Origin of the sequence: Nitrosospira sp. NpAV (assembly GCF_000832065.1) — a bacterium.
GTDB lineage: Bacteria > Pseudomonadota > Gammaproteobacteria > Burkholderiales > Nitrosomonadaceae > Nitrosospira.
Map to the genome: position 1 here is coordinate 180098 of NZ_JXQM01000007.1, position 6571 is coordinate 186668.

The 6571-nt window shown below is 55.6% G+C and carries 4 protein-coding genes; all 4 read left to right on the plus strand.

The window, feature by feature from the left end:
* The first annotated feature begins 15 nt into the window (after positions 1-15).
* On the plus strand, positions 16-1470 hold the full coding sequence (locus tag SQ11_RS05870; protein ID WP_041513204.1) for an FAD-linked oxidase C-terminal domain-containing protein: 1455 nt from the start codon (positions 16-18) through the stop codon (positions 1468-1470).
* A 28-nt stretch (positions 1471-1498) separates the two neighbouring features.
* A complete protein-coding gene (glcE, locus tag SQ11_RS05875) occupies positions 1499-2572 on the plus strand; it encodes a glycolate oxidase subunit GlcE (protein ID WP_041513205.1) in 1074 nt (357 codons plus the stop codon).
* On the plus strand, positions 2573-3868 hold the full coding sequence (gene glcF / locus SQ11_RS05880) for a glycolate oxidase subunit GlcF (protein ID WP_041513206.1): 1296 nt from the start codon (positions 2573-2575) through the stop codon (positions 3866-3868). It abuts the gene before it with no gap.
* 215 nt (positions 3869-4083) lie between these two features.
* Positions 4084-6387 carry a DNA translocase FtsK gene (locus SQ11_RS05885; RefSeq protein ID WP_041513207.1) on the plus strand — a complete coding sequence of 768 codons (2304 nt, stop codon included), beginning with the start codon at positions 4084-4086 and terminating at the stop codon, positions 6385-6387.
* The last annotated feature ends 184 nt before the right edge of the window (positions 6388-6571 follow it).

Below are 6571 nucleotides of genomic sequence, written 5' to 3' on the forward strand. Positions count from 1 at the left end.
CCGGACTATCGAGCCATGAATTCTCTCGAACTCGCCACCAGGCTGCGCACGTTTCTTCCGCCGGACGCGGTGCTCCATGAGACCGAAGACTTAAGGCCGTATGAGTGCGACGGTTTGTCGGCCTATCGGCAAGCGCCCATGATCGTCGCGCTGCCGCAAACAGAGGGCGAAGTGATTGAGGTCCTCAAGGCCTGTCATGCCGCCAAAACCCCGGTCGTGGCGCGCGGTGCCGGCACCGGTTTATCCGGTGGTGCGCTGCCCCATGCAGAGGGCGTGCTGCTCTCGCTCGCCAAACTGAAACGCATACTTGAAATTGATCCGGTGGCGCGCAGTGCCCGGGTCCAACCGGGCGTGCGTAATCTTGCCATTAGCGAAGCGGCAGCACCCTACGGCTTGTACTATGCTCCCGACCCTTCTTCGCAGATTGCCTGCTCCATCGGAGGCAATGTGGCAGAAAATTCGGGAGGCGTGCACTGTCTGAAGTATGGGCTTACCGTGCACAATATCCTCAAATTGAGGGTGGTAACCATCGCAGGTGAGATTCTGGAAATCGGCGGCGAGTGCCTGGACTCACCGGGCTATGACTTGTTGGCGTTGATGACAGGTAGTGAGGGCATGCTGGGTGTCGTTACCGAAGTTACGGTAAAACTCCTGCCCAGACCGGAAAAGGCGCAAGTCGTCATGGTGGCCTTTGACGACATCCGTAAAGCGGCGGATGCGGTGGCGAACGTGATCGGTGCGGGCATTATTCCGGCTGGCATGGAAATGATGGATAAAATCACCGCGCGCGCAGTGGAAGAGTATGTCCATGCCGGCTACAATCTTGATGCAGCCGCGATCCTGCTGTGCGAATCCGACGGTACGGTGGAGGAAGTTGTGGAGGAGATCCGTCGTATTGACGAGATCATGAACAAGAGCGGCGCAACCGAAATCATAACCTCCCGTGATGAAGCGGAGCGGCTCAAGTTCTGGGCTGGGCGCAAGGCCGCGTTTCCGGCGGCGGGTCGCGTTTCACCTGATTACTATTGCATGGACGGGACTATTCCACGCAACAAACTCGCGCAGGTATTGAGTGGGATTGAAGCGCTCTCCGTCGAATATGGGTTGCGTTGCATGAATGTCTTCCACGCGGGTGACGGTAATCTGCATCCGTTGATTCTTTACGATGCCAATAAGACGGGCGAACTGGAAATGACTGAGAAATTTGGCGCGAAAATCCTTCAAATGTGTATTCAGGCCGGCGGAACCATTACCGGAGAGCACGGAGTCGGCATCGAAAAAATCAATCAGATGTGTTCCCAATTCAAGCCCGGGGAACTTGAGATGTTTCATGCGGTAAAGGCGGCATTCGATCCGGAGGGGCTATTGAATCCCGGAAAAGCCGTTCCGACTCTACGCCGCTGTGCCGAACACGGCGCGATGCATGTGCATCGGGGCGAGGAAAAATTTCCGGAGTTGCCGAGGTTTTGAACGATAAACAGATCCGTAACCCTTGTCCATGCAAGATATTGTAGGCCAATTTGCCGGCATTATCCGTGCCGCTGCCGAAGACAAAGTGCCGTTACGCATACGCAGCGGAGGCAGCAAGGATTTCTACGGTAATCGCATCCCGGGGCAGAATGACCGCGTTCTTGATGCGAGCACTTACGCCGGAATCGTGGATTACGAGCGAACCGAACTGGTGTTGACGGCCCGCGCCGGTACTCGTTTGGCTGATCTCGAAACCGAGTTGCGCAAGCATGGTCAAATGATGGCGTTCGAGCCGCCGTATTTTGGTTCCACTGCTACCCTTGGCGGTTGCGTCGCCACTGGCCTTTCTGGCCCGCGCCGGGCATCCGCCGGAGCAGTGCGGGACTTTGTGCTGGGCGTGCGCATGCTTGACGGCAGAGGAGATGACCTGCGTTTTGGCGGGCAGGTAATGAAAAATGTCGCGGGCTATGATGTTTCGCGTTTGATGACAGGTTCGATGGGAACGTTGGGTCTGTTGCTGGAAGTTTCACTCAAAGTGCTGCCGCTGCCGGCAATGGAGATCACGTTGCACATGGCCATGAAGGAAGCTGAAGCCATTGAAAGGATGAATCGTTGGGCCGCTAAGCCGCTGCCGGTTTCCGCCACCTGTTTTTGCGATGGCGGGCTTGCCGTAAGACTCTCCGGCGCCGAGCCTGCGGTGCGTGCAGCGCATGCGAAGCTGGGTGGCGATGAAATCGATGATGGAGGGGTTTTTTGGGAATCGGTACGCGAACAGTCGCATTCATTTTTTCAATCCGGAAAACCCCTCTGGCGTCTATCCATAAAATCGACAGCCCCGCCGCTGCCTTTGCCGGGTAAGCAATTGATGGAATGGGGAGGCGCGCTACGCTGGTGGGCAGATGAGACGGGAATCGATGCCGGTGTTGCACGCGAAATCGCGAAAGCTGCAGGCGGTCACGCCACGCTGTTTCGCGGCCATGAATCATGCGCCGATGTATTTCATCCGCTCGAACCGGCGATGATGACTATTCAACGGCGTTTAAAGGAAAAATTCGATCCCATGGGGATACTCAATCCGGGCCGGATGTATCCTCAATACTAAATGCAAACCCAACTCGCCGACTTCATTAAAGATTCCCCCGAAGGGCAAGAAGCCGATGCCATATTGCGGACTTGTGTGCACTGTGGTTTCTGCCTTGCCACCTGCCCGACCTATCAGCTGCTGGGCGATGAGCTGGATAGTCCGCGCGGCCGTATTTATCTGATGAAACAGATGCTGGAAGGCGAGCCGGTTACGCAAAAAACCCAATTGCATCTTGACCGTTGCCTTACCTGCCGCGCCTGCGAGACAGTTTGTCCATCCGGCGTGCGCTATGGGCGGCTGGTGGATATCGGCCGGGGCATCGTTGAAAAAAAAGTGGGGCGTGGCGCGGCGGCCGGGGTCATGCGGTACGCACTGCGCCAGACCTTGCCTAACGCCAAGGTGTTTGCGTCCTTATTGAAACTGGGACGGGGTGTTCGCCCATTGCTTCCAGGCGGACTGAAAGATTCGATACCGCCGAGAGCGAAAGAAATGCCCTTTACTGGAGCATGGCCCCCTGCTCGCCATGCACGCAAGATGCTGGTACTCGAAGGTTGCGTGCAACCGGCGTTGGCTCCCAATATAAATGCCGCGACCGCGCGGGTATTGGACAAGCTTGGCATATCGCTGATCAAAGCGGAAAACGCGGGTTGTTGTGGAGCGGTTTCGTACCATCTCAATGCCCAGCAGGAAGGATTGGATTACATGCGCCGCAATGTGGATGCCTGGTGGCCGTATGTTGGAAAGGAAAGGGGAATCAATGCCCTGCAAGAAAGAGGAGGAGTGGAAGCGATCGTCATGACAGCCAGCGGTTGCGGCGTGACGGTGAAGGAATATGGCCACTTGTTGCGCCATGATCCAGTCTATGCGGAAAAAGCAGCTCGCATTTCGGAATTGTGTAAAGATATCAGCGAAATAATCGAAATGGAAACCTCGGCGTTGGCTACCCTCATCGGCAGCCTGCCAGTTGACAAGAAAAAATCGAAACTTGCTTTTCATTCTCCCTGTACGCTGCAACACGGCATGCGGATTCGCGGTGTCGTCGAGAGGATTCTGGTTACAGCGGGTTTTGAATTGACGGTTGTCCCGGACGCGCATCTTTGCTGCGGATCGGCGGGAACCTACTCCATCCTGCAACCGGAGCTATCGCAACAGTTATTAAAAAATAAGGTGATGGCACTGGAATCGGGCAGCCCTTCACGCATCGCGACCGCCAATATAGGTTGCCTCATGCACGTGCAAGGCGGCACATCGCTAGCAGTCAATCATTGGATCGAGATATTGGATGAAAAACTTGTTAAAGGGGCGCATGCCTGAATTTGCTCCCATGAATCATGGAATGAGGTTCCGCGCCAATTCCTGAGCCGGCTTATCGAGTCAATGAGAGATGGCGTCGCATATAAATTTCCCTATCGTTCTATTGTGGCTTCGTATCCGATAGGACTTCATCGCGGGGTTTGCTTTTTCCCCTCGGGTTAACTCTATATAATCAGACTTATTTTTCCTTGGCCCTGTTTTCCTGGGTACTACTCATGAGCTTCGTCAACAAGCCAATGGCGAAAAAGCCGAGCTCCAATCCCCTGCCGTCCAGAATCGTCAGGCTATTGCGTGAATCCTGCGGACTCGCCTTACTGGGGGTGGCGCTTTATCTGGTGCTGATATTTTATGGCTATGATCGTGCCGACCCTGGCTGGTCGCATAGCGGCGATGGTGCTCCGCATAACCCTGGAGGTGTTGCGGGCGCCTGGCTGGCGGACTTGCTGCTGTATCTGCTCGGTGCTTCCGCCTGGTGGTGGGTGTTGTTTTTCCTTTATCTGGTGGCATGGAGTTATCATCGCATCGACGCCGTGGGAATATTTGATCGCCGCCCGTTATTTGTCTCAGCGGCAGGTTTCGTGGTATTGCTGGCCGCCAGCAGTGGGTTTGAAGCACTACGGTTATATACCCTTAAAATAATGCTGCCGCAGGCTCCAGGAGGCGTGCTGGGTCAGTTGATCAACGGAAATTTGTCGCAAATGCTGGGTTTTACCGGTGCCACTTTGGCATTGCTGATATTGATGGCGATCGGATTCAGCTTATTCACCGGCCTGTCGTGGGTGCGCTTCGCCGAGAAGCTGGGGGCGGTAATTGAAGGTACCTGGTTGTTTGCCGCGCGCCGCTGGGAGGACTGGCAAGATCGGCGCGCAGGCCTGGTTTCGGCAATCAAACGCGACGAATTGGTCGAGGTTGGTAAGAAGCGTTTCCATGAAAGTCCGCCTTTGCATATCGAACCTCCGGCTACCATCATCCTCAAGTCGTCGCGCGTCATCAAAGAGAAACAGACGCCGCTATTCGTGGATTTACCTGATTCACCCTTGCCGCCGCTGCATCTGCTGGATGAGCCGCCCAAGGATGTGGAAATGCTGTCGACGGATACGCTTGAATTCACGTCCCGTCTGATCGAACGCAAGCTGATCGATTTTGGGGTCGAGGTCAAAGTGGTGGCGGCATATCCCGGACCGGTCATTACCCGCTATGAGATCGAACCGGCGGTAGGCGTTAAAGGTAATCAGATTCTCAATCTGGTGAAAGATCTGGCGCGCTCGCTCTCAGTGGTGAGTATACGCGTGGTAGAGACCATTCCCGGCAAGACCAGCATGGGCCTGGAGATTCCCAATCCCAAACGGCAGGTGGTACGGCTATCGGAAATCCTCAGTTCGCAGGCATATTCCGACATGGGGTCGCCATTGACTATCGCATTAGGCAAGGATATAGGCGGTCATCCGGTGGTGGCTGACTTGGGGAGAATGCCGCATGTGCTGGTTGCGGGAACGACGGGATCGGGTAAGTCGGTGGCGATCAATGCCATGATCCTGAGCCTTATCTACAAGGCTACGCCTGAGCAAGTGCGCCTGATCCTGGTGGATCCAAAAATGCTTGAGCTGTCTGTGTACGAAGGCATTCCCCATCTGCTGGCGCCTGTGGTGACCGATATGCGGCAGGCGGCAAGCGCATTGCGCTGGTGCGTGGCGGAGATGGAGCGCCGCTACAAGCTGATGTCGTCGCTGGGCGTGCGTAATCTCGGTGGTTACAATCAAAAAATCCGCGAGGCGATCAAGAACGACAAGCCGCTGACCAATCCGTTCAGCCTGACGCCGGATATGCCCGAGCCGCTGGAGGAGATGCCGCTGATTGTAGTGGTCATAGACGAACTGGCGGACTTGATGATGGTGGTGGGCAAGAAAGTCGAGGAGTTGATCGCAAGACTGGCGCAGAAAGCCCGTGCCGCGGGTGTGCATTTGCTGCTCGCCACGCAACGGCCTTCGGTGGATGTGATCACTGGCCTGATCAAGGCCAATATTCCGACGCGGGTAGCATTTCAGGTATCGAGTAAAGTGGACTCACGTACCATACTCGATCAGATGGGGGCGGAGACGCTGTTGGGGCAGGGGGATATGCTTTATCTGCCTCCTGGCAGCGGCTACCCACAGCGGGTGCATGGCGCTTTTGTCGCCGATCAGGAAGTGCACCGTGTGGTGGAATATATCAAGGAACATGGCGAGCCGCGCTATGTGGAGGGCGTGCTGAATTCAATTGAAGAAGAAGGCGGCGGCAATGCAGGAGAAAATAACGGCATGGCGGGACTGGACAACGGTGAAGCCGATCCGCTCTATGATGAAGCCGTCGCCATCGTGCTCAAGACGCGCCGCGCCTCAATCTCGCTGGTGCAACGCCACTTGCGGATTGGTTATAACCGGGCCGCCCGGTTAATCGAGGAGATGGAGCGTGCCGGCCTTGTTTCGGCCATGCAAACCAACGGTAATCGGGAGGTACTGGTTCCTGCGCGGAATGATTAAATTTGTCGCAGGATTTGAGTGTCGCGTATAAGTCAATAAGTCACTATGCGACTTCGTTTTTGGTTGCTTATACCCGGTCCAATCATTTTTAAGCCTGGCTGGAACATAAATGATACCGCCCTGCTCCCCGGTCTTGCAGGAGCGGGGCGGCTGCCCTACCAGAGTTCTATTGGATCCGCCTTAC

Coding starts and splice junctions, on each gene's coding strand:
- SQ11_RS05870 (WP_041513204.1), top strand. CDS start 16: ATGAATTCTCTCGAACTCGCCACCAGGCTGCGCACGTTTCTTCCGCCG.
- glcE (WP_041513205.1), top strand. CDS start 1,499: ATGCAAGATATTGTAGGCCAATTTGCCGGCATTATCCGTGCCGCTGCC.
- SQ11_RS05885 (WP_041513207.1), top strand. CDS start 4,084: ATGAGCTTCGTCAACAAGCCAATGGCGAAAAAGCCGAGCTCCAATCCC.
- glcF (WP_041513206.1), top strand. CDS start 2,573: ATGCAAACCCAACTCGCCGACTTCATTAAAGATTCCCCCGAAGGGCAA.